The organism is Stenotrophomonas sp. STEN014, from assembly GCF_056760315.1.
This window is the reverse complement of record NZ_JBRREN010000006.1, coordinates 135,156-160,071: the sequence shown is the minus strand read 5'-3', so window position 1 is coordinate 160,071 and position 24,916 is coordinate 135,156. Positions and strand designations below refer to the sequence as shown.

At 63.4% G+C, this 24,916-nt stretch carries 29 protein-coding genes and 1 pseudogene; 17 read left to right on the top strand and 13 right to left on the bottom strand.

What is annotated here, in order from left to right:
- Nucleotides 1–386 precede the first annotated feature (386 nt).
- Nucleotides 387–1,067 carry a BON domain-containing protein gene (locus ACVOMC_RS10385; protein ID WP_481523868.1) on the bottom strand — a complete coding sequence of 227 codons (681 nt, stop codon included), beginning with the start codon at nt 1,065–1,067 and terminating at the stop codon, nt 387–389.
- A 71-nt stretch (nt 1,068–1,138) separates the two neighbouring features.
- On the opposite strand from ACVOMC_RS10385, the gene ACVOMC_RS10380 reads away from it, so the two are divergent.
- On the top strand, nt 1,139–2,179 hold the full coding sequence (locus ACVOMC_RS10380; RefSeq protein ID WP_481523941.1) for a zinc-dependent alcohol dehydrogenase family protein: 1,041 nt from the start codon (nt 1,139–1,141) through the stop codon (nt 2,177–2,179).
- A gap of 146 nt (nt 2,180–2,325) precedes the next feature.
- Nucleotides 2,326–3,081: a Crp/Fnr family transcriptional regulator gene (locus tag ACVOMC_RS10375; RefSeq protein ID WP_481523867.1), complete on the top strand. Its 756-nt coding sequence runs from the start codon at nt 2,326–2,328 to the stop codon at nt 3,079–3,081.
- 216 nt (nt 3,082–3,297) lie between these two features.
- Here ACVOMC_RS10375 and ACVOMC_RS10370 read toward each other — a convergent pair.
- The 3 genes and pseudogenes from ACVOMC_RS10370 to ACVOMC_RS10360 form a co-directional block, all read right to left on the bottom strand.
- Nucleotides 3,298–3,534 (bottom strand): annotated as a pseudogene (locus tag ACVOMC_RS10370) (ATP-binding protein); the annotation flags it as partial.
- A 733-nt stretch (nt 3,535–4,267) separates the two neighbouring features.
- Nucleotides 4,268–4,474, bottom strand: coding sequence for a PAS domain S-box protein (locus tag ACVOMC_RS10365; RefSeq protein WP_481523866.1), 207 nt, complete (start codon nt 4,472–4,474; stop codon nt 4,268–4,270).
- Nucleotides 4,455–5,210, bottom strand: a complete 756-nt coding sequence (locus ACVOMC_RS10360; protein ID WP_481523865.1) for a response regulator — start codon at nt 5,208–5,210, stop codon at nt 4,455–4,457. The genes ACVOMC_RS10365 and ACVOMC_RS10360 overlap by 20 nt, the downstream gene beginning before the upstream one ends.
- 106 nt (nt 5,211–5,316) lie before the next feature.
- Between ACVOMC_RS10360 and ACVOMC_RS10355 the strand changes: the two genes are divergently transcribed.
- Nucleotides 5,317–5,535 (top strand): hypothetical protein, encoded by a 219-nt coding sequence (locus ACVOMC_RS10355; RefSeq protein ID WP_481523864.1) that lies wholly within the window; start codon nt 5,317–5,319, stop codon nt 5,533–5,535.
- A 42-nt stretch (nt 5,536–5,577) separates the two neighbouring features.
- Here the strand turns inward: ACVOMC_RS10355 and ACVOMC_RS10350 are convergent, their stop codons facing one another.
- Nucleotides 5,578–6,195 (bottom strand): N-acetyltransferase family protein, encoded by a 618-nt coding sequence (locus ACVOMC_RS10350; protein ID WP_481523863.1) that lies wholly within the window; start codon nt 6,193–6,195, stop codon nt 5,578–5,580.
- 279 nt (nt 6,196–6,474) lie between these two features.
- Here ACVOMC_RS10350 and ACVOMC_RS10345 point away from each other — a divergent pair, with 279 nt between their 5' ends.
- On the top strand, nt 6,475–7,866 hold the full coding sequence (locus tag ACVOMC_RS10345) for an MBL fold metallo-hydrolase (protein WP_481523862.1): 1,392 nt from the start codon (nt 6,475–6,477) through the stop codon (nt 7,864–7,866).
- A 62-nt stretch (nt 7,867–7,928) separates the two neighbouring features.
- Here the strand turns inward: ACVOMC_RS10345 and ACVOMC_RS10340 are convergent, their stop codons facing one another.
- Nucleotides 7,929–8,375, bottom strand: coding sequence for an Hsp20/alpha crystallin family protein (locus ACVOMC_RS10340; protein WP_481523861.1), 447 nt, complete (start codon nt 8,373–8,375; stop codon nt 7,929–7,931).
- A 432-nt stretch (nt 8,376–8,807) separates the two neighbouring features.
- Between ACVOMC_RS10340 and ACVOMC_RS10335 the strand changes: the two genes are divergently transcribed.
- The 3 genes from ACVOMC_RS10335 to ACVOMC_RS10325 are packed head-to-tail and all read left to right on the top strand — an operon-like array spanning nt 8,808 to nt 13,007.
- Nucleotides 8,808–10,361 (top strand): thymidine phosphorylase family protein, encoded by a 1,554-nt coding sequence (locus ACVOMC_RS10335; protein ID WP_481523860.1) that lies wholly within the window; start codon nt 8,808–8,810, stop codon nt 10,359–10,361.
- Nucleotides 10,358–11,299 (top strand): ribose-phosphate diphosphokinase, encoded by a 942-nt coding sequence (locus ACVOMC_RS10330; protein WP_481523859.1) that lies wholly within the window; start codon nt 10,358–10,360, stop codon nt 11,297–11,299. Before ACVOMC_RS10335 ends, ACVOMC_RS10330 begins: the two co-directional genes overlap by 4 nt.
- A 28-nt stretch (nt 11,300–11,327) precedes the next feature.
- On the top strand, nt 11,328–13,007 hold the full coding sequence (locus ACVOMC_RS10325) for an ABC1 kinase family protein (protein WP_481523858.1): 1,680 nt from the start codon (nt 11,328–11,330) through the stop codon (nt 13,005–13,007).
- On the opposite strand, the gene ACVOMC_RS10320 is transcribed toward ACVOMC_RS10325, so the two are convergent.
- Nucleotides 12,906–13,388, bottom strand: coding sequence for a DUF3693 domain-containing protein (locus tag ACVOMC_RS10320; RefSeq protein WP_481523857.1), 483 nt, complete (start codon nt 13,386–13,388; stop codon nt 12,906–12,908). The two genes, ACVOMC_RS10325 and ACVOMC_RS10320, sit on opposite strands and share 102 nt — an antisense overlap.
- A gap of 128 nt (nt 13,389–13,516) precedes the next feature.
- On the opposite strand from ACVOMC_RS10320, the gene ACVOMC_RS10315 reads away from it, so the two are divergent.
- From ACVOMC_RS10315 to ACVOMC_RS10270, 10 genes are all read left to right on the top strand, one after another.
- Complete coding sequence (locus tag ACVOMC_RS10315; protein ID WP_481523856.1) at nt 13,517–13,690, top strand: hypothetical protein; 174 nt, start codon at nt 13,517–13,519, stop codon at nt 13,688–13,690.
- Entirely contained in the window at nt 13,687–13,842 is a 156-nt protein-coding gene (locus ACVOMC_RS10310) for a hypothetical protein (protein ID WP_481523855.1), read from the top strand. Before ACVOMC_RS10315 ends, ACVOMC_RS10310 begins: the two co-directional genes overlap by 4 nt.
- A complete protein-coding gene (locus ACVOMC_RS10305; protein ID WP_481523854.1) occupies nt 13,839–13,985 on the top strand; it encodes a hypothetical protein in 147 nt (48 codons plus the stop codon). Before ACVOMC_RS10310 ends, ACVOMC_RS10305 begins: the two co-directional genes overlap by 4 nt.
- Nucleotides 13,978–15,087, top strand: a complete 1,110-nt coding sequence (locus tag ACVOMC_RS10300; protein ID WP_481523853.1) for a replication initiation factor domain-containing protein — start codon at nt 13,978–13,980, stop codon at nt 15,085–15,087. Before ACVOMC_RS10305 ends, ACVOMC_RS10300 begins: the two co-directional genes overlap by 8 nt.
- A 74-nt stretch (nt 15,088–15,161) precedes the next feature.
- A complete protein-coding gene (locus tag ACVOMC_RS10295; RefSeq protein ID WP_481523852.1) occupies nt 15,162–15,449 on the top strand; it encodes a hypothetical protein in 288 nt (95 codons plus the stop codon).
- Between the two features lie 223 nt (nt 15,450–15,672).
- Entirely contained in the window at nt 15,673–15,900 is a 228-nt protein-coding gene (locus ACVOMC_RS10290) for a hypothetical protein (RefSeq protein ID WP_481523851.1), read from the top strand.
- A 118-nt stretch (nt 15,901–16,018) separates the two neighbouring features.
- Complete coding sequence (locus tag ACVOMC_RS10285; RefSeq protein WP_481523850.1) at nt 16,019–17,497, top strand: hypothetical protein; 1,479 nt, start codon at nt 16,019–16,021, stop codon at nt 17,495–17,497.
- 1 nt (nt 17,498) lies between these two features.
- Nucleotides 17,499–17,792, top strand: a complete 294-nt coding sequence (locus tag ACVOMC_RS10280) for a DUF2523 family protein (protein ID WP_481523849.1) — start codon at nt 17,499–17,501, stop codon at nt 17,790–17,792.
- Nucleotides 17,792–18,922, top strand: a complete 1,131-nt coding sequence (locus ACVOMC_RS10275) for a zonular occludens toxin domain-containing protein (protein ID WP_481523848.1) — start codon at nt 17,792–17,794, stop codon at nt 18,920–18,922. Before ACVOMC_RS10280 ends, ACVOMC_RS10275 begins: the two co-directional genes overlap by 1 nt.
- Nucleotides 18,923–19,010: 88 nt before the next feature.
- Entirely contained in the window at nt 19,011–19,346 is a 336-nt protein-coding gene (locus ACVOMC_RS10270) for a hypothetical protein (RefSeq protein WP_481523847.1), read from the top strand.
- A gap of 535 nt (nt 19,347–19,881) precedes the next feature.
- Here ACVOMC_RS10270 and ACVOMC_RS10265 read toward each other — a convergent pair.
- From ACVOMC_RS10265 to ACVOMC_RS10240, 6 genes are all read right to left on the bottom strand, one after another.
- Complete coding sequence (locus ACVOMC_RS10265) at nt 19,882–20,145, bottom strand: DUF3653 domain-containing protein (protein ID WP_481523846.1); 264 nt, start codon at nt 20,143–20,145, stop codon at nt 19,882–19,884.
- Nucleotides 20,146–20,259: 114 nt separating this feature from the next.
- Nucleotides 20,260–21,000 carry a copper homeostasis protein CutC gene (locus ACVOMC_RS10260; RefSeq protein WP_481523845.1) on the bottom strand — a complete coding sequence of 247 codons (741 nt, stop codon included), beginning with the start codon at nt 20,998–21,000 and terminating at the stop codon, nt 20,260–20,262.
- Complete coding sequence (locus ACVOMC_RS10255; protein ID WP_481523844.1) at nt 20,997–22,004, bottom strand: glycosylasparaginase; 1,008 nt, start codon at nt 22,002–22,004, stop codon at nt 20,997–20,999. Before ACVOMC_RS10255 ends, ACVOMC_RS10260 begins: the two co-directional genes overlap by 4 nt.
- Nucleotides 22,001–23,068 carry a glucokinase gene (locus ACVOMC_RS10250; RefSeq protein WP_481523843.1) on the bottom strand — a complete coding sequence of 356 codons (1,068 nt, stop codon included), beginning with the start codon at nt 23,066–23,068 and terminating at the stop codon, nt 22,001–22,003. Before ACVOMC_RS10250 ends, ACVOMC_RS10255 begins: the two co-directional genes overlap by 4 nt.
- Before the next feature lie 89 nt (nt 23,069–23,157).
- On the bottom strand, nt 23,158–23,544 hold the full coding sequence (gene crcB, locus ACVOMC_RS10245; protein WP_481523842.1) for a fluoride efflux transporter CrcB: 387 nt from the start codon (nt 23,542–23,544) through the stop codon (nt 23,158–23,160).
- A 35-nt stretch (nt 23,545–23,579) separates the two neighbouring features.
- Complete coding sequence (locus ACVOMC_RS10240) at nt 23,580–24,875, bottom strand: replication-associated recombination protein A (RefSeq protein WP_481523940.1); 1,296 nt, start codon at nt 24,873–24,875, stop codon at nt 23,580–23,582.
- Between the last annotated feature and the right edge of the window lie 41 nt (nt 24,876–24,916).

The window sequence follows — 24,916 nt, the reverse complement described above, 5'->3', positions numbered from 1 at the left end:
GACCAGAACCACCTCACCCTCACGTATCCCCCGCGCCTGGGGGATGCGCGGATTCCGCAATGCGTGAAGTACGCCTTCGGATTTGCAGCCCCGGTAGCGCATCAGTCCGACCACCGCTGCCTTGCTGCGGATCACCAGACCACAGAAAGACGCCAGCGCCCTCCGATCAGCAACAACATCGGCAGCTGCAGGACACCCCACACGATATGCAGCCAGGCGCGGTGATCCGCTGTGGAGCGGATTGGCGGCGCGCAGGCGACGGTCGATGGTGGGGTAGTGCCCATGTTCCTTGTGCGACAGCTATACGTACTGTTGCCACCCTCGCACACAGTGCAACAGCCCGAGGGGAGCAGTACCCACCGGACCCGGCAGGCAGGGGACGCTGATCATCCGATCCGCAGATTGTCCTCCACGCTGCGCACACCGGACGTCGACCAGACGGCACGCTTCACGGCTTGGCGTTCGCTCCAGTCATCCACCTCGCCGTTGATGGCGACTTTGTCACCATGCACTTCTATGTGGATACGCGTGGCCTCCACCTCGGCATGGCGTTTGAGCGCGTCGGTGATCCGCGATCTGATGTCGCTGGCTTCCACCTCCGGGACCAGCTTGATGTCGTTGGTGATGCCGGTGACACCGGAGAGCTTGTGCACTTCGGATTCTGCGGCTTGGCGCTGGAAATTCCAGTCGACCTGACCGGACAGGGTGATCCAGCCATCGGTCACCTTGACCCGGACGGCATCCTTGGGAATGAGGGTGCTCCAGGACAGCAGACTGAGGGCACGTTCGGCGATCTCCTCATCACTCCACTTGCCGTCCGGCGTCAGGCGGACCGTGATCTCCTGCGCCAATCCCGTCACTCCCTTGACACGCCAGACGGCGCGCTCGGCCGCCACCTTCTGCAGGTAGCTGGGAACATGCCCGGACAGCGTGGCGACGCCATTGTTCACAGCCACGCCGATATTGGCGGCGTCGACGATCGGCTCGAAGTCCAGCTCATCGATAATATTCTGGCGGATTTCTTTATCGTTCATGTCTTTGTGTGACTGCTGCAGGGGGACATGCATTTGCGCTCCATCCAGTCGCACGCATATTGACCTCGGTCAATATTTCCTCCGCCCCTGGCGGCTATGCCTGTATGACGGCCCCGGGTCTCCGGTGTCCGGGATCAACGAGGGCATGGACTGTGAAAGCGATGGTTCTGCGTGCAATAGGGCAACCGCTGGAGTTCGAGGAACGGCCCGATCCGGTGCCAGGCGATGCCGAAATACTCGTCCGCGTCGAGGCGTGTGCGATCTGTCGCACCGACCTGCATGTGGTTATGGGAGAACTTTCCGATCCGCGGCTCCCGCTTGTTCCCGGTCACGAGATCGTCGGCATTGTCGAGTGCACTGGGCGAAAGGTGAGCACGCCCGTTCAAGGAACACGGGTAGGCATTCCATGGCTGGGCCATACCTGTGGTGTCTGTCCCTACTGCATGATTGGCGAGGAGAACCTGTGCGACGCGCCGGGGTTCACCGGTTACAGCAGGGACGGGGGCTTTGCCACCCACGTACTGGTCGATCCGGATTACGCGTTCCCGCTGCCCCCCCAGGCAGACCCGACCGAGCTGGCGCCATTGATGTGCGCGGGTCTCATAGGATGGCGTTGCCTGCGCATGGCCGGTGATGCGGGCCGCATCGGCCTGTACGGTTTTGGCGCGGCCGCGCACATCCTGACCCAGGTATGCCGCAGTCAGGGAAGGCAGGTGCACGCATTCACGCGCACAGGCGACCGGGCAGGGCAGGCGTTCGCACTGTCACTGGGCGCTTGCTGGGCCGGGAGTTCCGAACTGCCGCCGCCGTACCCGCTGGATGCGGCCATTATTTTCGCGCCGGTGGGCGACCTGGTGCCGTTGGCGTTGGCCGCGGTACGCAAAGGCGGACACGTGATCTGTGGCGGTATCCATATGAGCGATATCCCTTCGTTCCGCTATCGGCTGCTATGGGAAGAACGCCATCTCCAGTCGGTGGCGAATCTGACCCGCAGCGACGCCCGTGAATTCCTGGCCATGGCACCACGCATGGGCGTACGCACTGCGGTGACCGTCTATCCACTGCAACAGGCGAACGAGGCGCTGGCCGATGTCCTGGACGGACGTATCCAGGGAGCGGCGGTACTGGTGCCACCGCCGGCATGATGCCGCGGTTCCGCGCATCCTGCCCAGGCCATCCTGTATGGCAGGACGAGTGAGGTTACAAACGGTTACACATCGTTACCTGATCGAGACAATCCCCGAAGGAGGGGCATGTAGCCTCGGCGCAGATACCGCCGGGCTTAACTCCCATGCTGCAGCTCCGCAGTTCTCGGTCCGAAGTTTTCCGATCCAGGGATGCCAGGGCGATACCGGCTGTCGATCGCGCACTGGACGGTGGCGATCTGAAGGCGCTGCTGGGTGAGCGGCCCTTGCGGCATCGTGTGCTCAGGGCCAGGGAATATGTCTTCCGTGCCGGACAGCCGCGCCGCTCGCTGTTCCTCATCAATTCCGGATTCTTCAAAATCTGCGTGGCCAGTGCGGATGGAAGAGAGAAAGTGGCCGGTTTCAGGATGAAAGACGACGTCCTCGGGCTGGATTCGCTGGGGATGGAGGTTTTCGCGTGCGATGCCGTGGCCTTGGATGTCGGCGAAATATGGGAGTTGCCGTATGTGCGGCTGTGCTCCTCGGTACCGCAGTTTGAACACTGCATCACCTCACTGCTGGCCAAGGAAGTGCGCCGGGACTGGAGCTGGATGCTCACCCTTGCCACGTTCAGTGCCGACCAGAGAGTCGCCTCCTTCCTGCTGGATCTGGCGGATCGCATGAGCGCGCAGGGCTTCAGTCGCGAATGCATGAGATTGCGCATGACCCGCGCCGATCTGGGCAGCTTCCTGGCCTTGAAACTGGAAACAGTGACCCGCACTCTGGCGCGCCTGCAGGAGCAGGGCATGATCTCCGTGCGGGGAAGGGAAATCACCCTGCACGAAGCCCCTGCGCTGGCGGCGCTGTTGCAGGGCGCGGCTTTTCCGGGCTCCGCCCACCTCAACGATCCTGTTGTCTCCTGAACACGCTATCGAAGCTGGCCGCGTCCCTTGGACGGCAGCCGCCCCTGCACCGGAAAAACAATCCGCCAGGGCGCGGCGGATAATCGTCTTTCCAGGCAGCGGCGTTGCTCCGGCGCAGCAGGCAAAAGCGCCTGACGTGAGGTCTGCACCCCAATTCACCGGCAGATACCGATAGACGGTGGTCCCTCGTCCGGGGCCACTGTCAATCCACAGATCCCCACCGTTCTGCCAGGCGAAGCTGTGCGCCATGCTCAGCCCCAAGCCGCTGCCGTGGCCTTCCTGCTGGGTGGTGAGGAAGGGCTGCAGGGCATGCGACAGCACCGCGCTGCTCATTCCGCAGGCGGTATCGGCAACGGTGATCAGCAGATACTCGCCTTCCTGCCATCGGGCAGGTATTCCGGGGTGGGATGTCAGCTCCCGTGTCTTGATCGCGATCTCGCCCGCTTGCGGCATGGCATCGCGTGCCTTCAACACCGGGTTCAACAACGCTGTATCCAACTGGGCGAGGTCCGCATGCGCCTCGGGTAGATTATCCGCACACTTCAAGGTGCACACGCACATTCCCGCCCAAAGTACGCCCCAGCATCTGCTCGACAGCGTGCAGGGCGGTCTTCAGATCGAGCGGCTGCAGGGCCAGACGCTGGTGGCGTGCCAACGACACCAGCTTTCCCGTCAGCGCCGTGCCACGGCCCACCGAATGCAACACGCTTCCGACCAATCTGCGTGCTCGGGGAGTCTTTGGATATTCGGTTTGCAGCAATTGCAGGTTGCCGGACATGAGGGCCAGCAGATTGTTGAGATCGTGCGCGATACCTCCGGCCAATTGGCCCAGGGCATCAAGACGCTGTGTGTGGGCCAACTGGTCGTGCCTGTGTTGCCCCTGTTCGAGGACGGCGATCAGGGTGGCAAAGGATTGCAAAAGGTGCCGCGCGTCGTGATCGAATCCACAAGGCTTGCCGGACGAGCACTAGCAGCGCGCCGATGGGGAAGTCCAGGTCGAGCAGGGGCAGCAGCGCGGCACTGCGACATCGCTTTCGTGTCTGGCCTCTAACGCGAGCTGCCCGTACTGCGTAACCAGCGCGTCGTATCGTGCGCGGGCACCGGCCTGCGGCTCGCGGATGCCGCCGGAGAGGTCGCGGGTCGATACCAGCCAACGCACTTCGCCTTCAGCGGGAATGGGCTGCCGTCAAGGCGACGACCGGACAGGGCCAGGCCGGCACCCCCCAGTGGCCCGTGCGCTTTCAGGCACCCGCGTCTGGATGGAAGCACCGTGCAATCCATCGCGCTCATAGCCCAACAGCCGCAGCGCCTGCTGGTGAGCGCGGACGATACGGCCCGTGCCATCCGTCAGCAAGAGCGCATCGGGTAAGGCTTCAAAGCGCTCGGCGACCATACTCGATGTGACTTCTGATCACATCGACGGCGAGCAGATAGCCCGCCCCGCGCACGGAGCGGATCATATGGGGGGAGTGGGGATCGGCTTCTATCTTTTTCCGTAGGCGTCCTATGCCGACATCGACCGCGCGATCGAACGGCCCGGCTTCACGGTTGTACAGGACGTCCATGAGTTCATCACGGGTCAGCACCTGCTTCGGCTTTCGCAGCATGGCCAGCAGGAGCTGGTAGTCGCCGGTGGTCAGCGGTATTTCACTGCCATCCGGGGCGCACAGACACCGGCTGCTGGTATCCAGCCGGTGGCCTGCGAACTGCAGGACCAGGGAGGGCACGGCCATCACGGCCGATTCTGCAGTAGAGGCCCTGCGCAACACGGATCTGATCCTGGCCAGCAGCTCGCGCAGGTCGAACGGCTTGGAAATGAAATCATCGGCTCCCGCTTCCAGCCCGACCACACGTTCCACCGGCTCCCCCCGGCCGCTGAGAACGATGAGGGGGCCTGCCCAGGTGGTGCGGACATGGCGCAACAACGCCAATCCATCCTCGTCCTGCAAGCACAGCTCCAGGAGAATCAGATCGGCGCCGGCACGCTCAAAACAGGCCCGCAACTCGCGGCCGTTGCGCGCGCCCGCCACCTTGAATCCGTGTTTGTCGAGATAGCGCGACAGCAGCGCTACGATTTCTTCATCGTCATCGACTATGAGGATCCGCTTTTCAACACAAGACGTATGCATTGTAGGAACATCGGCGGGCTTTTCACTGCAGGGACAATATCGGCGCACTGCCGCCCGGAACCCTGCTGCTGAAGCGATACCGGGCGCAAGGTGGACGGAGCACGGGATGGCGGAAGACCGTCACCCCAGAAATGCGCTCGTTTCGTGGTGTCCGCGCATCGTCGCACCGGGGGAGCAATACGCCGTGAAGACGTATTCGCCGATCGCCAACCGGGCGCGGGCGCGGGCGATCGATCCGGCGGGGGTGACCCGAAGGTTGATCACGCTGGTCCAGACAGACCGGGTCGGCCATGAGGCGGCCCACAAACTGCCGATGGCGGGATGACCGGGCGATGCCCGGCGCTCCGTAATTTGCGCACCGGAGGGTTCAGGAAACCTGCTTTCCGGCCGGTGTTCGACGCCGGACCAGGTGGGGGGCCTTCACGGCTGGCTCCTTCAGTTCGAGGGTATAGATCAGCTGATGGGGATCCTCGGGATCTGGCGCCGAATGAAAGCCGAAGGCCAGAGCCAGATCGTGCATTTCCTGGTTCTGGGCAAAATCCACCGATTGCAGGCGGCGCAATCCGTGGTCATGTGCCACGGCCTTGAGGCAGTCCATCAAGGCGGTCCCCAGCCCCAGGCGCTGCCAGGCGTCGGCGACCACCACGGCGCATTCCGCTGTGGCGCCTGACGCATCCACGGCATAGCGGCTTACCCCGACAATCCGGTATCCGCTGTCTTCCGGGACGGTGGCGACCAAAGCCACATCCCGGACATAGTCGATATCGGTCAATTGCCGGATGAACGCATCGCTGGGATGGCGGAGTTCGCCAAGAAAGCGGTTGCGCCGGGTTTTCGCGGAAAGCGATTCGATGAAGGCGCGTTCGGCCGGCGCATCGTCGGGTCCTATCGGGCGGATGAGCACGGTGGCTCCATTTCCCAGTGTTGCGTCCCACTGCGGGTAATCCGGCCCCAGCTGGGCGGTCAGTAAGGGCGGACGGTTCATGGCAACCTCCAGGCAACGGGACCCCATACTCAAGGGGCGGGCACCCGGGGGTATTGACCTGCATCAACTTTCCATCCCGGGGCCGGATCTTCAGGCCAGGCGAAAGGGAAGGGCATCGGGTGGAAATTTGCATGGATCATCCCGATGCAGTCGTTGAATGCGGGAGCATCCGGCTCACCAGGGCTATTGTTTTTGATCCTGCTCAAGTCCACGGTAGACATCGGCTGACATCCTGCAGCCACTGCACGCCCTGGAAAGGCGCCGAGGAGCCGAACCCCAATGTCCGCTCAATCGAACATGTTCCGCCTCACGTTCCTTGGTGCCACCGCGACCGTTACCGGGTCGCGCTACCTGATCGAGACTGCACAGTCCCGGGTGCTGGTGGATTGCGGGTTGTTCCAGGGGTACAAATCGCTGCGCCTGCGGAACTGGAGTCCATTGCCGGTGCAACCGGCTTCCATCGATGCGGTGGTTTTGACGCATGCCCACCTGGACCACAGTGGCTACCTGCCGCGCCTGATCCGCGAAGGGTTCTCCGGGCCAGTGTGGTGCACACCCGCCACACGCGACCTGTGCGGCATCCTGCTGCCCGATTCCGGGCACCTGCTCGAGGAGGAGGCTGAGTATGCCAATCACAAGGGCAGCTCAAAGCACCATCCCGCTGAACCCCTCTACACCGAAGAGGATGCACGCCGCAGTCTGGGACAATTCCGTCCCCAGCCTTTCGGGCAAGCGTTTGAACCGGCCCCCGGCCTGGAAGCGGTACTGCATCCGCAGGGCCACATCCTCGGGGCTGCCGCCGTATCGATGCGCTGCCAGGGCCAACGGGTCACCTTCAGTGGCGATGTCGGGCGACCGGTGGATCCGGTGATGCGAGCGCCGGCGCCACTGACCGACTCCGACTGGCTGGTGGTCGAATCGACCTACGGCAATCGACGCCACCTGCCGCTCACGCTGAAGCAGGAATTGCGCGAGGTGCTGGCGCGCGTGCTGGCACGGGGCGGGGTGGCCGTCATTCCGGCCTTCGCGGTCGGCCGCGCGCAGCTGCTGTTGCATGTGATCGCGCAATTGCAGGCAACCGGTGAAATTCCGCGTGCCCCGGTATACCTGAACAGCCCGATGGCAGCTGACGTCACCGCACTGTATCAACGCTACCAGGATGAACACAGCCTCGGCCCCCAGGAGCTGCAGGCGCTGCAGCACACAACCCGGATCATCAACAGTGTGGAGGAGTCCAAGGCGCTGAACCGGCAGCATGGACCCATGATCATTGTCGCCGCCAGTGGCATGGCGACGGGCGGACGCGTTCTGCATCACCTGATCGCCTTCGCGCCGGATCATCGCAACGCCATACTGCTGTCCGGGTTCCAGGCCGGAGGCACCCGCGGTGCCTCGCTGGCGCGGGGGGATACCACCCTCCGCATCTATGGCCAGGATGTGCAAGTCCGCGCGGAGGTGGTGCAGCTGGGCTCAGCCTCTTCCCACGTGGATGCCGACGAAATGATGGCATGGCTGCGTACCGCGCCGCGGCCACCGCGAGGTGTATTCATCACGCATGGGGAACCGGATGCCGCCGACGCGCTGCGCCTGCGCATCCAGCGCGAACTGCAATGGAAAGCACATGTGCCCGAGTATGGAGCGCAGGTCGATCTGCTCACGCAAAGTGGCTAGGACAGCACTGCCGGCAGTGCCAGATAGGCTGCCGGCGGTTGCAGGGAGGGCTGTCCGGTTTGCTACTCGACAGCGAGGTGTTTTGCCGAGGCGCCGATCTTTTTGGGCAACGACAGGGTAAGCACCCCGCCGTCATAGGTGGCCTTGGCATTGGCGTCATCTATCTCGGTGGGTAGAGAGAAGGACCGGTAGGCCTCGCCGCTGTAACGTTCGCTGTAGATTTCCTTGTCATTGTCACGCGATTTCTCGCGCGTCACCTGGGCACGGACGGTGACCTGGTTGCCCTCCACGGAAATCGCGATGTCCTTCTTCTTGACCCCCGGGATATCCACGTTGACCAGATAGCTTTTTTCATCCTCGTGCACATCCAGACGCATATCCATGACCCTTTCGTATTCACGAGACAGGGTTGGAGTACCGCCTAGACCACGCAGGAAGTCTTCAAAGCCCAGCAGCCGGTCCAGCCGGCCGAGCGGATTGACGGGGGTCCAACGGGTGGGAATGGCCATGGCCGGAATCCTCGCGAGTGGGAATGGATGGGCAGCGCGATTCCCGCTGCCGCTATCGACTATGCGGCGGCCCGATTCGGCTGTGTTGACCGAGGTCAACGTTCGGGCGGGTTTCCTGTTGGCGGGGCCGATAGCTGGATAAAGAGACTGCCCGCGTTCATGGCTCCCACCGTGGTGCTCGTTCCGGACGCCCCGAACGCCCCGTCATCCACGAGGAAATACGGTAATGCGTGTTTCGCTTTGCGCGACACCCTGGCGGATTCCGTCGGCGACAGGTGCGCGGGTAAAGCAGGATGTAGGGCTGTCCTGGACGTGCATAATGGAAATCGATCAATGACACGCGCCAGCCGGCGTCGCAGGACATCGGCCAGGCTCCGTCAGGCGCCAGTCTTCAGGCGCGTGTCCAATTTCGGCCGGGGCTGGAGGCTTTGCATGCATGCATCGGGCAGCTGTTGCGAACCAGGTGATCTCGCCATCGAGGAAAGCCTCCGGTTGCCATTGCGCCGCGCCGGAATAGATACCTATCGACAGCCAGTGCTGTACCTGCGCCAAGGCTGCCTGGTATGTCGTGCGGAAGGATTCGCCGCCCTGACACGGGTAAAAGTGATGTGTGGTGATCGCGAAGTGATCGCCCTGTTGAACGTGGTGACCGGCGACTGGCTTGGCGAAAATGAAGCGGCACTTTCGGATGTCGCCTGGCAGGCACTCAGTCCCGCGGACGGCGCGTTGGCCAGTTTCGCCCATGCCGAATCGCCCGAATCGAGCCAGATACTCCGGGCCAAGGTGTTCGGCGCCCACTTGTCCGAGAATGAGTTCACCCTGGTGCTGCGGGATGTTCTGGCCGCCCGTTTTTCCGATATCGAACTGGCCGCCTTCCTGACCGCCTGCGCCGGCGACCGGATGAACCTGGAGGAATCCGTGGCGCTGACCCGGGCGATGGTGGCTGTCGGCAACCGGATTGACTGGGGCGCCGGCCCGGTACTGGACAAACACTGCGTGGGCGGCCTGCCCGGGAACCGTACAACGCCGATTGTGGTGGCGATCGTCGCCGCGCTGGGCTACCGCATACCCAAGACCTCTTCGCGCGCCATCACCTCCCCGGCCGGTACTGCGGATGTGATGGCGACCATGACCCGCGTGGACCTGGAACTGGATACCCTGCGCCGCGTGGTGGAGCGCGAGGGTGGCTGCCTGGCAGCGGGCGGAAAAATGGGCCTGAGTCCTGCCGATGACGCGCTGATACAGATCGAGCGTCCCCTGGATTTCGACAGCGACGGGCAGATGGTTGCCAGCATCCTCTCGAAGAAGGTCGCCGCCGGGTCGACGCATGTATTGATCGATATTCCGGTGGGTGCGACGGCCAAGATCCGCTCACCGGCGGCGGCCGACGCAATCGCGCGCCGCCTCGGATTCGTCGGCGAGGCCATGGGGATGCGGGTAGGAATCCATCTCTCCGATGGACGGCAGCCGGTGGGTCGGGGCATCGGACCGACGCTGGAGGCGCACGATGTCCTGGCGGTCCTGCGCAATACGCCGGATGCCCCCGAAGACCTGCGCAGGCGGGCGCTGGATATCGCCGGAGCCGTACTGGAGCTGCTGCCCGATATCGCGCCCGGCAGCGGGCGGGCGAGGGCAGCGCAGGCGCTGGCCTCCGGAGCGGCGCTGCACAAATTCATGGCGATCTGCTCGGCACAGGGCGGGTTCCGCGAACCGGGACGTGCCCGGTTCACGCGCCCCTTTCCCGCGCCCGGTGGCGGCTGGATCGCCGGTATCAACAATCGCCAGTTGGCCCGTATTGCCAAGCTGGCCGGAGCACCACACGACCCCGCCGCCGGCGTGGTATGTCTGCTGCGTGAAGGCGACCGCGTCGAGCCGGGCCAACCGCTGTTCATGGTTCACGCCGAGACGCGTGGGGAGCTGGCCTATGCGCTCGCCTACGCCTGCGGCCACCCGGACATTCTGGCCATCCGTGGCGACCGGCCATGACCATCGTACTGCTGCCTTTTCCGGACGATCTTCCACTTGCCACAGCGGTGGCGGCACGGCTGGGTGCCCGTCTGGGCCGCTTGCAGTGGCGGCATTTTCCCGATGGCGAATCGCTGGTGGCCATCGACGAGGACATCGTCGGTGCCGAGGTGGTGCTGTTCGCCAGTCTCAATGATCCTGATCGCAAGGCGTTGCCGCTGCTGTATGCCGCCAAGACAGCGCGGCAACTGGGCGCCAGACGGGTAGGGCTGGTGGCGCCCTATCTGGCATACATGCGCCAGGATGCACGCTTTCACGCGGGCGAGGCGGTCAGCGCGCCGATATTCGCGGGCTTCCTGGAGCAGGGCATCGAGTGGCTGGTGACCGTGGCTCCGCATCTGCATCGCATCCCCGCACTCACCGATGTGTTCCGCATTCCGACCACATGCATCGCCGCGGCGCCATTGCTGGCGGACTGGATACGCCACGAAGTGCCCGATCCGGTCCTGTTCGGTCCTGACGGTGAAAGCGCCCAGTGGGTGGCAGCCATCGCCGGTGAACTGCATGCGCCGTATCAGGTGATGCGCAAGGTTCGCCATGGCGACCAGGACGTGGCAGTGAGCTTGCCCGATGCGGAAAAGTTCCGCCATTGCACGCCGGTGCTGGTGGACGACATCGTATCGACCGGCCACACCCTGGCGGCGCTGCTGGGGCATCTGCATGCGCTGCAGCTGCCGGCAGCCATCTGCGTGGTGATCCATCCGATCTTCGTCGCCAATGCCTGGGAGTCGCTGCAAAACGCGGGAGCGGGGCGGGTTGTCAGCACCGACAGCATCGCCCATCCCAGCAATGCCATCAGTCTGGCGGAGCCGATCGCCAAGGCTGTCGCATCTGCCTGCGCAGCGCCGATCACTCCGGCAGTATGTGATTGCGGACAAGCGCCACCGCACCCCGTATGAGTTTGTTCCAAACCAGAAGGTACGAGTCATGTGGGAGATGCTGATCGCAAGCCAGGATCTGGGCCGGGTGCAGGCATTGGCTGCGATTCTGGCTCGTTACGGTTTCGGGGATCTGCTCGGCCGATTGGGACTGGCACCGGCGCTGGCCCGTGCCGGCGCGGTGGTGCCACTGGGCCGCCTTGAAGCGCTGGTGGCACTACCCGCGCCGGTACGCGTGCGGCGCGCGATGGAAGAAATGGGACCGTGTTTCGTCAAGCTGGGGCAGATCCTTGCCACACGGGTGGATCTGTTCCCGCCGGAATGGATCGCCGAGTTCAGCCGGCTGCAGAATGCCGTGCCGCCGGTGTCCTTCGAGGCCATCCGCGCCGAGATCACCGAGGCGTTGCGCGCAACGCCTGAATCGGCCTTCCTCTGGCTGGACCCCAAACCGCTGGCCGCAGCCTCGATCGCCCAGGTGCATCGCGCGCGTCTGCACGATGGGCATGAAGTGGTAGTAAAGGTTCGACGTCCGGGAATCCGGCCCATCATCGAGGCTGACCTGCGCCTGCTGCAGTACGTGGCAAAGCGGATAGAGGCGAAGTTTCCCGACTTACGCCGCTTCCATCCCGAGGCGGTGGTGCGGCAGTTCAAAACATCGTTGATGGGCGAACTCGACCTCGCCGCCGAATGCCGGAACGCAGAACGCATTGCAGCGAGCTTCGTCGATGACGATCGCATCGTGGTGCCAGAAGTGCACTGGTCCTTCACCCGGGAACGGATGAACGTGCAGGACTTCATCCAGGGCATTCCCGTTGCCGACCTTGCTGCGTTGAAAGCGGCGGGAGTGGATTGCAAGCAGGTGGCACGGACCGGGGCGCAAGCGGTACTGAAGATGATGCTGGAAGACGGATTTTTCCATGCCGATCCGCATCCGGGGAATGTGTTTGTATTACCCGAAGGGCGGATCGGCATTATCGACTTTGGAATGGTCGGACGCCTTTCGTCTGCGCGGCGCGCGGAAGTGGTGAGCCTCTTGTTTGGCCTGGTCGAGCGTGATCCTGAGCGGGTGACCGAGGTACTGCTGGAATGGACCGAACAATCCGGTGTCGAAGAAATCCAATTGACTGCCGACATCGAGGGCTTCATCGACCGCTACCACGGTGTGCCGCTGGGCCAGCTGGACCTGACGGGCATGTTGCTCGAGGTGACGTCATTGTTGCGCTCACATCAGCTCGCGCTGCCGGCCGACCTCGCGCTGCTTATCAAGGTCTGCCTGACCCTTGAAGGTTTGGGATGCAGCTTGGATCCGGACTTTGAAATGGCCGGTCAGGCGCGCCCGTTCCTGCGTCGCGCGGTGGCGGCACAATGGGGACCTGTCGCGCTGACGCGACGCAGTGCGCGGGGTTTGATGGATGCCGCTGGCTTGTTGGCAGCATTGCCTCGGGAGCTTCATCGGCTTCTGCGCGGTATGCGCAGTGGGCGGGCGCGCGTCCGTATGGAAGTCGGCGAGCTGAAAGAGTTCAGTCGCCAGATGGCTCACTCGGCCAATCGACTGGCCGGAAGCATGGTGATCGCGGCGCTGATCGTGGGTTCTTCCATCACCATGACGGTCAAGGGCGGACCGGTGTTACTTGGGTTGCCGCTTTTCGGACTTCTCGGTTTTATCGGCGCGGCATTCGCCGGCATATGGCTGTTGTGGTCGATATTCCGCAGTGGCGGAGGGCGCTAATGGAACGAGCCACCGAAAATCCCATTTCGCATAATGTATAGAAGGTGCGACTGAAACCCCGGCTTCTGCTGCCTGTACGTGCGCAGGGGAGGCGAGTCCGACCCCTATCAATAGGGTCATCGCCATAGCGGCAAGCTGACGCCATACGGCCTTTTCCTTCTGATCCGTCGCGCGTGCCTCGCCCACGATGCCAATCACCTGTGCGAGCGGCAGGCCAGTCAATCCAGCCAAAGTCGCGCACGTCACCGTGTCCGGCAGGCTAACGCCATTCCTCCATGAACTGACCGCCTGACGGGACACCTTCAGCTTTCGCGATAGCTCGCTATCGGATCTGCTGTTCGTGGCCAGCTTTGCCGCGTCGATTACTTCATCGAAGGTCATGTCCATACCCAATTGACAGTTTGTCCATACCCATCGTACATTCCGACATGTCCATCAGGTATGGACACCCTCTCCGGGCGCACCCCCGCCCGAGAGGGTCTTTCAGGGTAGGGGAGGGGATACACGTCATGACCACCGATGCACAGGGCCTTATCGCTCGCTGCGGCCAGCGCACCGAGTACTTCTTGCACCAGGCTAACGAAGCGGCCCAGCGCGGCGACTTCGCCCATGCCTCACTGCTTGCTGACCTTGCAGACCAGAACGCGGAACTGGCGTTCATCGTTGCGCGATCGCCCGCATGACCGCCGTCCTCCTTTTCCTGGCATTGGCCGCCATCTGCATCGGTGGCGCTCGCCTTGTTTCCGCCGCCCTGGATTACCGCGACGCCCGCACCCTTGCCGCGTTCCGCGCTGAACAGCTTCTCGCTGCTGCACGCCTGGAGGTGAGCCAGTGACCACTCTTCTCGGCGCCATCTTCATTTCCCTTGCCTTGCAGGACTGTCCCTTCGATGCCCCTCAGTTGCTCTGGTCGAGCGCTCACGGCATCGCCGGCCTCTTCTTCCTCTCCCGTTCCTTCTCTGGTGCTCGCCGTGGCTGATTCCCGCGCCATGACCATCAGCGACCGCGAGCGCGCCTTCTGGGGCCGTTCTGGTGCTGTAGCACACCCCTTTTCACCGGTCGCTACCTGCAATCAGGACGACGCCGCAGGCCCGGCGCAGCCGGGTGGCCCGAGCAGTAACACGGGCCAAAAGTCTCAGAAAACCAGCAGCCTCACGGCCCCCATTATCGATTTCTGCACTTTGGTTCTTGATTCCGAAAAGTCGATCAAGACCTTACGCAAGATGCACGCCTCGGAAGTGCTGTCGTACGTGTTCGGCACCTCGCGTTCGATCATCTGCGGCCCGATCACCGAGAAGCTGTGGAATTTCCGCTACGACTACAGCGCCACGCTGATCGACGAGACCTCCAGCATCTGCGGAAAAATCGGCTTCACCGCCGACGGCGAGTACTGCATCAGCCTGACAGGGCAGGGCTGCCAGCACGTGCCCAACTGGCGCTACGTCGAGCGCATCGCCACAGACCTCGACGCCCACCTCACGCGCCTGGACATCGCGGTCGATGACCTGACCGGCGAAACCTTCGATATCCATCACTTCCACGATCTCTATCTGCAGGGTGATTTCACCATGAACGGCCGCCCCCCCGAAGGTCGCTGGGTCGATGACATGGGCAGCAATAAGGGCTGCTCGCTGTACGTCGGCCAGAAGGGCCACAAGCAGCTCAACGTGTACGAGAAAGGCAAGCAACTCGGCGATCCCGACAGCGCCCACACCCGGTGCGAATTGCGCCTTTATGCCAAGCGCTTCGACCTGCCGCTCGACGCCCTGAGCAACCCCGGCAAGTACTTCGGCGCTGCCTACCCGATGTTGGCCGCCTACGTCATCGGCGAGTGCGAACGTCTCCAGCTCAAGGAACGCATGGTCAATGCCTCCGCCAAGGCAATGCTCCGCTTCCTCCATACCCAAGCCGGCACGCCCATCCAGCTCGTTCTGGATGCCCTGGGCGAAGAGAACGGCATCGCTCTCATCAAGGAATACGTCGCCCGGCCCGGTCGCCCCGGTCGATTCAAAGCCGTAACCGGTGACCTCCATGGCCTTGTTCGAACCCAGCTCGCCGAGTACCTGGACAACGCCGCATAGGCACCGTGTCGCTTGCGGCGCGGGGCCATTTTCGTAACGCATCACTTTATCAATTCAATCCGAGGATCCATCCGATGAAAGTCACCATCACCAGCAAGGAAGTACAGGAGAAGCGTTGGGAGAAGGGCGGCCGCTCCGGCACCATCCGCACGCAGGAAGCAGTAGCCGAGTGCCCCAAGTTCCGCCAGCGCATCAAGCTCGACCTGGGCAGCTCCGTCGCCCATGAGCCGGGCGAATACACCGTGGATCTGGAGGACTCGCTGGTGGTCAACCAGTTCGGCGATCCGAAGCTTGGCCGCCTTGTCCTGGTCCCGGTAACCGCCAAGCCGGTTGCTGCCGCTCCCGTCGCACGCACGGCCTAAGTCATGGCCGACGACACCGTCCTGGTACTTCATTGCAAGGCGTCCGATTACGACTCCACCACAGGCGTGTGCGCGGCTCCCTTTTTCGGACCTTCGTCCAGTTTTCCCCCGCCGCTGGACGTAGCGGATGGCTTGGCAGTTAGCGGCATCATCGCTGGCTGCTGGGCCATCGGCTTCATGATCAGGCAGGGACGTCGCATCTCACTCGCATAGGAGTTTCACCATGGAAAAGAACAAGCGCGTTTCCCGTTTCGCTCCGGCCAAGGTCGGTGCCGCCATCGTCGGTGGTGCCGCCTCCATCATGGCCGGCTCCGCCCTGGCTGCCGGCGAAGTCACCGCCGCCCTGACGGACGGCATCGACAAGGGTGACCTCTGGACCGGTGGCGCCATCATCCTCGGCGCCTGCGCCGTGGTCGCAATGATCGGTCTGGGTCGCCGGTTGGCCAAGTAATCAGGGCAAGGGCAGGGCGGGGCAACCCGCCCTTTCCTCAACGGGGGTATGTCATGCAGTACGCAGGCTATTTCGTCATGATCGCGCTTCTGGGGGCACTGTGGCTCGCCCTGCACTCGTGATCGCCCGCATCTTTGCCAGCGCTCTTGTGCGCCGCCTTGCAGCTGTCGTCGTTGCGCTCGTTCTTGCATGGATGGGCATCGGCAAAGCTTCTGCCCAGGATTATCAGTTTTGCTTTTCTGATCGCACGTCCACCAACGACTGCGCAAATCGTTCAGATGCCTATCAGGCCTCCCAAGCTGCAGTACTTTCGTTGGTTCAACGCGACTATGGCGGCGGCACCTTCTCTCACTACGTCTATCAAGGTTGCACTTCTACCAAGTGCACAGTTTTGGCTTATGCGTCGCGCAAATCCGACGGCCAAAAGGTCTATGTCGGTCGCACGTGGCCTAAGAATAAAGATTGCCCAAGCGCAGGTCAGGAATGGAACGATCTACGTGGCACCTGTCAGCAGACATGTAGCAGCCAATCCCAGCGCACTGTCAACTATCAGTCCATCGTCCCCTCTGGCTCCTATGCCTGTATTGATGGCTGCACCGCACGCGTCACTCCTACCGGCGACGGCACATACACGCAGTCCTTTCTTGGTGGCGCGGCTTCGCATTGCCTTGCCATGCCCAATAACTGCTCGGATTTCGGTCCCGGCTATACGATGAATTTCGGCACCTCTATGTGCCAGGCACCACCCGTCGAGTGCGCAGAGAATGAGGTCAAGGACCCCATCTCCGGCACCTGCACGCAAGGTTGCTCCCCGGGTTTGATCATGGATGCCGCCGGCGTCTGCAAGCCCAAGCAGGACCAGTGCCCTCCTGGGCACATCAAGTCTCCTTCCGGCTCTTGCCTTCCCGGTGAAGGTCAGTGCGCCATTGGCGAGGTCAAGGGCAAGGATGGCACCTGCAAGCGCGATGGTGACGGTGACGGCCAGCCTGACGCCGGGGAGGAAGAGGGCACCACAGACGAGACGTTCGGCGGTGGTGACAGCTGCGACGCTCCGCCTGCGTGCAGTGGCTCCCCGATCCTTTGCGGTCAGGCCCGCATCCAGTGGCGCATCGACTGCAACACCCGCAAGAACACCAACGTCACGGGCGGCGCATGCAATGCCATGCCTGTGTGCATCGGCAAGAACTGCGACGCCGTTGAGTACGCCCAGTTGTTGCAGCAGTGGAAAACCAGCTGCGCCATGGAAAAGCTGCTCGCCAAGGATTTCGGCGGCGGCGATTCCGGTGATGGTGGCCAACCCGAGTGGACCAAGGTCGGCGGCATGAATCAGGACCCCGGCGCCGGCTCCCTACCTACCGATACCCCCACCGTCGGCGAGCGCACGTTCTCCGTTGATGACCTGGACTCCTCCGGCTTCGGTGGCGGCAGTTGCATCGGTCTTTCGTCCGTTTCAGGGCAGGGCGCTGTCGGCTCCGCCTATGCCCAGGTGTTCGGCTCACCGCCGCCCACCTGGTGCAACTTCATCGCCAACCTGCGCGCCTCGCTGATCATCATTGCCTCAGCGATCGCCTGTTTCATTATTGCCAGGGGACTCTGACATGCCGCAAATTCTCGGCGCACTTGTCGCCATGCTCGTCGGCGCCGCCCGCGAGTACCTGCCAGGCATCATCGGCCGCCTGCTCGCCGCCTTCGGCATCGGCATGTTCACCCATAAGGTTGCGTTGCCGGCCATGAAGTCCTTCATCAGCGCGTTGCTGCCCGGTCTTGGCCCTATCGGTATGGCGTACTTCGAAGCCTCCGGCACCGGCGCTGCGATCACGATCATTCTTTCTGCCATTGCCGCCGCTCTCGGCCAGAAGGTCATCCTCTCCAAGCTCAAGGGTTCCGCCTGATGGCTCTCTACCTCGTTACCGGCCAGCCTGGGCACGGCAAAACCGCCTACGGAATTGACCTGGGCTTCAAGTTTCAGAAGGAAGGCCGCTCGATCTACGCCTCCGGCATCAAGGACTTCGACTATGAGCGGGCAGGGTGGATCCACCTTGCTGACCCCACCGACTGGGAGTCGCTCCCCGATGGCTCCGTCGTTGTCCTGGACGAGTGCTACAACGTTTTTCCGAACCGCAACCCCGGCAGCAAGGTGCCGGCACACGTTGACGCTATGGCGCGCCACCGTCACCGCGGCTTCGACTTCATCTTGATCGCCCAGCAAGGCCTTCAGCTGGACCCATTCCTGCGCGGCCTGTACGAAACCCATGTCCACGTCCGCCAGAACTCCATCTTCAAGAGCAAGACCAAGCTCAAGCGCTGGGATGCCTACCAGGGCAACGTCAATGGCCCTTGCGCTGACGTGGTCGATTGGATCCGGCCCAAGTACGTTTTCGACTTCTACACCAGCACAACGCTGGTCACCACCAAGCGCACCATTCCGCGCTGGATGATCTGGAGCGGGGCAGGCATCCTGTTCGTCTGCCTTATGTTGTTCATCCTGAAGACGCGGTTCGATAGCAAGGTAGAAGAAGCCAAAGCTACGGCAACCACGGGGGCATCCGGCCTGACCGTAGCGCCAGCGGCGGGCGGGACGGTTGCCCCCCGCACCTTCGCCACCCCTACGGATTACGCAAAGGCGCATCTACCGCGTTTTGCCTCCATGCCTGAGACCGCGCCCATCTTCGATGACCGCCCGCCGGTCTCACAGCCCGCGCTCTACTGCATGTCGTCCATGCCCGCACCAGGTGATGACCGCGACCCATCCTGCACGTGCCTGACAGAGCAGGGCACCAAGTACGACATTTCGCAGCCCGAGTGCCGCACCATCGCCCGAAATGGCCCCGTCTATAACCCGTACAAGGCGCCCAAGGTCGAGATGGAGATGCCGCAACAACTAGCAGCCTCGCCAGCTGCTGCCATACCTGCCGCCCCCGCTGCAGTTGTCGGATTCACACCTGGCGCGCGTCCTGATCCGTTCCCACGCAGCCCTGCACAGCCTGTCAGTAGCTACACGCAACCTACGTCCACGCTGTAATTATGTAACGCGTTACTTATAACCAACCATCATTAGTAATAGGTAACGCGTTACTTTAATATATAGCAATCGGATCAGGAGAGCGGCAATGCGCGATGACAAAGACCCCGGCACCCTTGAAATGCTCCCCGCCAAGCGCGGCCGCCCATGCCTGGACAGCGAAAAAGGGCCAATGACCCCCGCAGAAAAGCAGCGCGCCTACCGTGAACGCCGCCGTAGTCAGGCAAACCTATGCGGCCGCATGACTCGTGCCCGCGCCGCGGGCGTCTTGGCCGAGTTCACCGACCTGGCATTGCTCGATGCCATCCGTTCCGAGCGCACCTTTCTCTCCGCCCTGGTAGAGCAGGGGAAGGGCGGCACTGCACCCTCCCGTAAGCGCCTCGGCGCCCTGATCGCCGAGTTGGCTAAGCGCTACCCGGCGTAACGCGTTACTTAATTAGCAGGGCTCTTTCGGCAGATCCCGCCAGCCACCCTCGATTCGTTCAAGCCTACGGCCTTGCATGCAGCGCTGCCCTTGTCGAAGGGGCGCCCTGGGCACATAGCGAGGCTCCGGATTCACCCAAACTTCTCGTCGCACCTTAGCTAGATCCTTCGCTGCCTCGGCCTCCATTTTAGCCTCCCAGCGCACCATCTCCGCGTTGAACCGAGCCTGTTCTTTCGGTGTCATCGGCCTGGTGAGTTCTGCTGTCATTGCTGCCGCTTGCCGTCGAGCGTTCCACTCTATCAGCCCCATTGCGATCAGCACCAACGCCACTACTGCCGCGCCTATCTTCAGCCACGGATCTGAGTTTCTGCCCTGGTAGCTGCTCGGCCCCCTGTTCCTGCGCGGCCTGAACTCCATTTCCGCTAGGTCTATCCTTTTGCCCATCGTCGGTTCTTCGCGATCCATGCATCCCCCTTTGGTAACGTGTTGCCAAAGTCTACAGGGGGTGTAGGGGCGCAGCCCCTACGGATACGATTCACCCGCGCTGTCGTCGCCTCAGCGCCTGAGACAACAGGACCACGTTCGATCCATCCGCCGCCCCGAGCTGACCACTCCTGGACAACCGCTCTTGCTCCATCATCAGCCGCCACTCGCGTGCGATGTTGCAAGTCAGCGACCACCAGCGCATGTCCTCGGGGTAGAGCGTGTGTCCTTCAGGCGTCCACATGTGGCCAGCCTGAAAACCGAAACCGGCCCAAGGGCCGGTCAGTTCAATTCGTTCGTGCGGGTCGTGCTTCACGCCTCAAGTACTCCCTGATCCTTAGGAGGCCGGGATGGTAGGTGAGACTGGATCCAGAGCCAGACCCATCGGAGGCGGCTAATCAGGCATTTCGCATAATGTATATTATGTTAATCAGATCGAGGCCCGGTCCAATGCGCGCCGCAACTCGGCAACCGTGCCTGCATCGGATTGAACCCAGTCGTTTTCCAGGCCGATCAATGCGGGGTTCTGGTATCGCATGATCGAATGCCGAATGGACTTGGCTGAGGCGTGCAGCTCGCGACAGCCTGAGCGTCGGGCCACATCCCCGATGTTGCCGGCGTTCAAACCGGCGCCGGCCATCAACGTGATGTGGGATCCGGCCTTGGCCACCAGCGATGCCAGCACCGGACTGCCGTCGACGGCGCTGGTGCAGCCGCCCGAGCTGAGTATCCGGTGCGCGCCCAGTGCGATGACCTGATCCAGCGCGTTCGACAAATCACCGGTGGCATCAAAGGCACGATGGAACGTAATGCCCAACGGGCCGGCGGCGGCAACCATCTGGCGACAGAGCGCCATGTCGATTTCAGCATCCGCCGTCAGTGCGCCAATGACCACGCCATCACAGCCCCGTTGCCGGCACTGTTCGATATCGCGCAGCATGATCTCCGCCTCAAGCTCGCTGTAAAGGAAATCGCCCGGCCGCGGACGGATCAGCACAAACAGCGGAATCCGCAGCCGGTCACGCGCAACCGCGATGGTGCCCATCGATGGCGTGGTTCCCCCATGTTCGAGGTTCTCGAACAGCTCGACCCGGTCAGCGCCACCTTCCTGCGCGGCCACGGCCGACGTGGCCGAATTGCAGGCGATTTCAAGCAGGTAGCGGGTGCTCACACCTGCGTGCTCGTGTAGACCGAAGGCGAATCCAGCAGCGCGTCCTGCTTCTTGCTGTCACAGACCGCGTAAACGAAGCCACGGTGCAATGCATACGCGCCAATCTCCCCACTGCGATTCATCGCCAGGAAGCAGACCTGCAGCGTGCGGCTGGCTTCCGGGCGTTTGCGCACCACACGCTGGATCGCCTCCTGGCAGGCTTCGGCGGGCGAACGCCCCTGGCGCATGAGTTCGACCACCAGAAACGAAGCCGCATTGCGGATCATTTCCTCGCCTACGCCCGAAGCGGTCGCCGCGCCGACGTCGTTGTCGACATACAGACCGGCGCCAATGATCGGACTGTCCCCCACCCGGCCGTGCATTTTCCACGCCATGCCGCTGGTGGTGCAGGCCCCGGCCATCTGGCCGCTTTCATCGATGGCCAGCATGCCGATCGTGTCGTGGTTGTCCTTGTCGCCGGGACGCCCTCGCCGCTCGGCATTGATCTGCGGCGCGTAGTTCTCGGTCTTGAGCCATTCGCGCCACGCTTTCTCGGCTTCCGGCGTCAGCAGCTTCTGCCGTTCGAATCCCTGCTGCACGGCGAACTGCTGGGCCCCCTCGCCCACCAGCATCACGTGCGGGGTCTTTTCCATCACCCGCCGTGCCACCGATATCGGATGCAGGATGTCGGTCAATGCCGCCACCGAACCGCAACGACCGTCGCCGGCCATGATGCTCGCATCCAGCGACAAGACACCGTCGCGATCGGGATTGCCGCACCGGCCCACCGTCGGATTGCACAGGTCACTCTCGGCCCAGCGCGCCCCGGCTTCCACCGCATCCAGCGCGCTGCCGCCCGCGGCAAGCACCTTCCAGGCGGCCTGATTGGCACCCACGCCGAAGTCCCAGGTGGACACCACGCGCGCGCCGCGCGCGTCCACCGGTGAGGCCAGCAACCTCGGCGCGGCGCCACCAAGGGCGCCCAGCAGCGCGGAGGTCTGCAAGAATTGCCGACGTGTCCTCATTCACCGTGCTCCGTGGCTGACCGGCGAGCAGCTGCGGGGAGGGCGTTTTCGGCATGCCATGCCAAGGCACCCAGCACCCCCAGTTCGCCGTGTTCGATACGCCACACCGGGACCTGTCGCAGTGCCGGCGAGAGCCCGCCCTTGGACAGGAACCGTTGCTGGAAGCGATCACCATGCAGTTCGGCAGCCAGGTGCCCGGTGATGCCCCCCGTCAGATAGACCGATCGTGCGCCGAATGTCAGCGCCAGATCACCGGCCAGGCTGCCCAGCCACGCGGCGAACATCTGCGTGCTTTCCAGCGCGAGGGGATCGGTTTCGGCCCGCGCCGCCTGGATGATCTGCGCCGGTGTCTGCCATTGGGCCGGTACCGCGCGCAGCTCGCACAGGCAGGTGTACAACGCCACCAGCCCCGGCCCGGACAATATCCGTTCGTTGTCGACGTGCGCATGCTGTTGCGAGAGCAGTCGCAACACGTCCTGCTCCAAGGGGGTGCCGGCGGAAAGAGCCGCGTGCCCCGCCTCGCTGGAAAGCACGCCATCAGCCAGCCGCAGCGCCACTCCCAGTCCCGTTCCCGGCCCCAGCACCAGGGCCGGCAGGCGCATTTCCAGCGCACCCTCCCCATAGATCTGCTGCATGGCGGCGGCGTCGGCATACGGCAGCGCCTGGGCCACGGCGACAAAGTCGTTGATCAGCGCCAGTCGCTCCAGCCCCGCGTCATGACGGGTCCGCGACAGCGACACCGGCCAGGCCAGGTTCGTGTTGAGCAGGTCATCGCCATCGAGCACGCCAGCAATGGCGACCACCGCAGACTGGATCGCCGGCGCCAGATTCTCCGTGTGCAGCCAGTGGACATAATCGCGCAGGATCGCGGCCAGGCTGGGATGCTCGGCGCAGGTGTATTTGCGGAATCCGTTCACCTGGATAGGTTCGCCCGGCCGCAGCGTCGCCCAGCCCAGCCGCGCATAGGTGCCGCCGACGTCTGCCCCGATGATCGCGGTCGAAGTCGTCAAATTGCCGCATTCATCGAAACGGGTACCGGCGTTGTCCGCCACTGGATCGCTCATCCCTGCTTCTGCCTGTGCTGCATGTTTCTTTGACGCCTGTGTCGTGGAGCGCGAATGATGCGGCAAGGCCCCCCGTTAGGAAACCCGTCTCATGCCAAGGAACGTGCCAGCCGCCAGGACCACCAGCCCAACGCGGTCATCGACAGCGAGCCCCCCAGGTGCAGCGCGATCGTCAGCAGGCCCCAGCCCAGCTGCTGGCGCTGCAGCAGATCCACGACCTCGGCAGAGAAGCTGGAGAACGTGGTCAGGCCGCCCAGCAGGCCAGTCACCACAAAAAGCCGCCATTGCGGTGGAAGCTCGGGGTGGCTGGTGAAAAATGCCAGGGCCAGTCCGACTGCATAGCCGCCCAGCAGATTGGCTGCCAGCGTTCCCAGCGGAACCGTGCCATGCACCGGGTTCAGCCAGATGCTCAGAGCAAACCGCAGCCAGGCGCCGATGGCCGCGCCCACTCCGATGGCCAGGAATGAAAGCCACATCACTCAGTCTCCGCCCAGAAGGGAACTGCCCGCTGTCATTTGCGCGCCGCCAACGCCTTTTCGCGCGCCGCACGCAACCGGTCCAGCTTCTCCTTGAGCTTGATTTCAAGGCCGCGCTCGACCGGCTGGTAATACACGCGCTCGCCCATTCCATCCGGGAACGCGGTCTGGTCCAGCGCGATGCCGCCCTCCACATCGTGGTCGTACTGGTAACCCTGGCCGTATCCCAGCGTCTTCATCAACCGGGTCGGGGCATTGCGCAGGTGCAGCGGCACCGGCTGGGTGCCCAGCTCGGCGACGTCGGCCCGGGCGGCCTTCAGCGCCATGTAGGCCGCGTTGGATTTGGCGGTGCTGGCCAGATAGACCACCAGGTTGGACAGCGCGATATTGCCCTCCGGCGCACCGATCCTGTCATAGGCATTCCAGACATTGATCGCCATCTCCAGTGCCCGTGGATCGGCCAGCCCGATGTCTTCCACCGCCATGATGGTCAGCCGCCGCAGCAGGTAGGACGGATCGCAGCCGCCGTCGATCATCCGTGCCAGCCAATAGATCGCGCCATCCGGGTTGGAGCTGCGCACCGATTTGTGCAACGCCGATATCTGGTCGTAGAACTGTTCGCCGCCCTTGTCGAAACGGCGGGTGCGATCGGCCAGGACCTGCAGCAGGGTCTCGGGCGTGATTTCCCCGCCCTCGCCCGTCGCCAGCTCGGCGGCGATCTCCAGCAGGGTAAGGGCGCGGCGCACGTCGCCATCGGCGGCGCGGGCGATCTCCAGCAGGGAGTCTGGAGAGACGCGGATGCCCTGCTCTCCCAATCCGCGCGCGGAATCGTGCAAGGCCCGCTGCAATGCTTCAACCACATCCTCCGGCGAAACCGATTCGAGCACATGGACCCGGCAGCGCGACAGCAGCGCCGAATTCAGCTCGAAGGATGGATTCTCGGTGGTGGCGCCAACAAAGATGATGGTGCCGCGCTCGATATGCGGCAGGAAGGCGTCCTGCTGGGCCTTGTTGAAGCGGTGCACCTCATCGACGAACAGCACCGTGCGACGGCCTTCGGCAAAGCGCTGCGCGGCCTCGGCCAGCACCTGGCGCACCTCTGGCAAACCGGAGAGCACGGCGGAAATCGCTTTGAACTCGGCATCGGCGTACTGGGCCAGCAGCAGCGCCAGCGTGGTCTTGCCGCAGCCCGGTGGGCCCCACAGGATCATCGAGTGCACATGCCCGGATTCAACCGCGCGGCGCAACGCCGTGTTGGGAGCCAGCAGCCGCTTCTGCCCAACCATCTCGTCCAGGGTGCGCGGACGCATGCGCTCGGCGAGCGGACGCATGCTGTCGCGATCGGCACTCAGCAGGTCGGCGGGCGCATCAT

Excerpts from the sequence above, each read along its gene's own strand:
- ACVOMC_RS10385 (WP_481523868.1), bottom strand. The coding sequence starts at position 1,067 with ATGCATGTCCCCCTGCAGCAGTCACACAAAGACATGAACGATAAAGAA.
- ACVOMC_RS10380 (WP_481523941.1), top strand. The coding sequence starts at position 1,139 with ATGACGGCCCCGGGTCTCCGGTGTCCGGGATCAACGAGGGCATGGACT.
- ACVOMC_RS10375 (WP_481523867.1), top strand. The coding sequence starts at position 2,326 with ATGCTGCAGCTCCGCAGTTCTCGGTCCGAAGTTTTCCGATCCAGGGAT.
- ACVOMC_RS10365 (WP_481523866.1), bottom strand. The coding sequence starts at position 4,474 with ATGGTCGCCGAGCGCTTTGAAGCCTTACCCGATGCGCTCTTGCTGACG.
- ACVOMC_RS10360 (WP_481523865.1), bottom strand. The coding sequence starts at position 5,210 with ATGCATACGTCTTGTGTTGAAAAGCGGATCCTCATAGTCGATGACGAT.
- ACVOMC_RS10355 (WP_481523864.1), top strand. The coding sequence starts at position 5,317 with ATGGCGGAAGACCGTCACCCCAGAAATGCGCTCGTTTCGTGGTGTCCG.
- ACVOMC_RS10350 (WP_481523863.1), bottom strand. The coding sequence starts at position 6,195 with ATGAACCGTCCGCCCTTACTGACCGCCCAGCTGGGGCCGGATTACCCG.
- ACVOMC_RS10345 (WP_481523862.1), top strand. The coding sequence starts at position 6,475 with ATGTCCGCTCAATCGAACATGTTCCGCCTCACGTTCCTTGGTGCCACC.
- ACVOMC_RS10340 (WP_481523861.1), bottom strand. The coding sequence starts at position 8,375 with ATGGCCATTCCCACCCGTTGGACCCCCGTCAATCCGCTCGGCCGGCTG.
- ACVOMC_RS10335 (WP_481523860.1), top strand. The coding sequence starts at position 8,808 with ATGCATGCATCGGGCAGCTGTTGCGAACCAGGTGATCTCGCCATCGAG.
- ACVOMC_RS10330 (WP_481523859.1), top strand. The coding sequence starts at position 10,358 with ATGACCATCGTACTGCTGCCTTTTCCGGACGATCTTCCACTTGCCACA.
- ACVOMC_RS10325 (WP_481523858.1), top strand. The coding sequence starts at position 11,328 with ATGTGGGAGATGCTGATCGCAAGCCAGGATCTGGGCCGGGTGCAGGCA.
- ACVOMC_RS10320 (WP_481523857.1), bottom strand. The coding sequence starts at position 13,388 with ATGACCTTCGATGAAGTAATCGACGCGGCAAAGCTGGCCACGAACAGC.
- ACVOMC_RS10315 (WP_481523856.1), top strand. The coding sequence starts at position 13,517 with ATGACCACCGATGCACAGGGCCTTATCGCTCGCTGCGGCCAGCGCACC.
- ACVOMC_RS10310 (WP_481523855.1), top strand. The coding sequence starts at position 13,687 with ATGACCGCCGTCCTCCTTTTCCTGGCATTGGCCGCCATCTGCATCGGT.
- ACVOMC_RS10295 (WP_481523852.1), top strand. The coding sequence starts at position 15,162 with ATGAAAGTCACCATCACCAGCAAGGAAGTACAGGAGAAGCGTTGGGAG.
- ACVOMC_RS10290 (WP_481523851.1), top strand. The coding sequence starts at position 15,673 with ATGGAAAAGAACAAGCGCGTTTCCCGTTTCGCTCCGGCCAAGGTCGGT.
- ACVOMC_RS10280 (WP_481523849.1), top strand. The coding sequence starts at position 17,499 with ATGCCGCAAATTCTCGGCGCACTTGTCGCCATGCTCGTCGGCGCCGCC.
- ACVOMC_RS10275 (WP_481523848.1), top strand. The coding sequence starts at position 17,792 with ATGGCTCTCTACCTCGTTACCGGCCAGCCTGGGCACGGCAAAACCGCC.
- ACVOMC_RS10270 (WP_481523847.1), top strand. The coding sequence starts at position 19,011 with ATGCGCGATGACAAAGACCCCGGCACCCTTGAAATGCTCCCCGCCAAG.
- ACVOMC_RS10255 (WP_481523844.1), bottom strand. The coding sequence starts at position 22,004 with ATGAGGACACGTCGGCAATTCTTGCAGACCTCCGCGCTGCTGGGCGCC.
- ACVOMC_RS10250 (WP_481523843.1), bottom strand. The coding sequence starts at position 23,068 with ATGAGCGATCCAGTGGCGGACAACGCCGGTACCCGTTTCGATGAATGC.
- crcB (WP_481523842.1), bottom strand. The coding sequence starts at position 23,544 with ATGTGGCTTTCATTCCTGGCCATCGGAGTGGGCGCGGCCATCGGCGCC.
- ACVOMC_RS10240 (WP_481523940.1), bottom strand. The coding sequence starts at position 24,875 with ATGCGTCCGCTCGCCGAGCGCATGCGTCCGCGCACCCTGGACGAGATG.